1 protein-coding gene is annotated in these 697 nt (G+C 53.2%); it reads left to right on the top strand.

Features of this window, described 5'->3' with window-relative positions:
- Positions 1-224: 224 nt before the first annotated feature.
- Positions 225-656, top strand: coding sequence for a nuclear transport factor 2 family protein (locus HT737_RS28700; protein WP_182401700.1), 432 nt, complete (start codon positions 225-227; stop codon positions 654-656).
- Positions 657-697: the final 41 nt, after the last annotated feature.

Raw genomic sequence — 697 nt, 5'->3', positions numbered from 1 at the left:
ACTTGAGAGTCTTTTTTCCGCTCTGGGCGTTATCGGCCGGTTTGGGCTGAACATGATCCCATGGAGCTGTGACTGAGGCCTGCAATCCTTTCCATGACCGCGCAACCAGCGGCTGACCGTCTATGACCATTGTTCGGTCAATCTGAAACCTGCTAAGTTGTACGATGACTGACGAACGTTATTAACGCGATCAGTTAAACCCATAACAACAAGGAAACAGTCCCATGACCAAAACCCGACTCCTGATCGGATTTCTCTGTGCACTCAACAGTTATGCCATGGCTGCCCCTGCTCCGGCAGAACAAGACGTAGCCCAGGCAGTCGATCATCTTACCCAGGCGATGCTGCACAAAAATATCCCTGAGTTGACCGCCCTGACGGCAGACAACCTGACCTACGGCCACTCCAGCGGCAAGATCCAGGACAAGAAAGCGTTCATCGCCGACATCGAAACCGGCAAAAGTGCATTCAAGACACTCGAAATGCAGAACCAGACCATCACCCTTTCCGGTGACACGGCACTGGTGCGTCATCACTTTTCGGCGCTGGCCATCAAAGGCACCGAGATCGTGCCGACCGAAATCGAGAACTTCCAGATCTGGCAGAAGCAGGCTGGGAGGTGGTTGCTGGTGGGGCGTCAGGCGTACAAGTTCTGATTGATTCGAACAGCTCTGCCATTAGAAGAAGGCAGAGCTAT

The sequence above is a fragment of the Pseudomonas sp. MD195_PC81_125 genome (assembly GCF_014060985.1).
In the GTDB taxonomy this organism is placed as follows: Bacteria; Pseudomonadota; Gammaproteobacteria; order Pseudomonadales; family Pseudomonadaceae; genus Aquipseudomonas; species Aquipseudomonas parakoreensis.
This window is presented reverse-complemented; position numbering and strand designations above follow the sequence as displayed.

Bases quoted from the DNA above. Each gene is read 5' to 3' on its own strand.
- HT737_RS28700 (WP_182401700.1), top strand. From the start codon at position 225: ATGACCAAAACCCGACTCCTGATCGGATTTCTCTGTGCACTCAACAGT.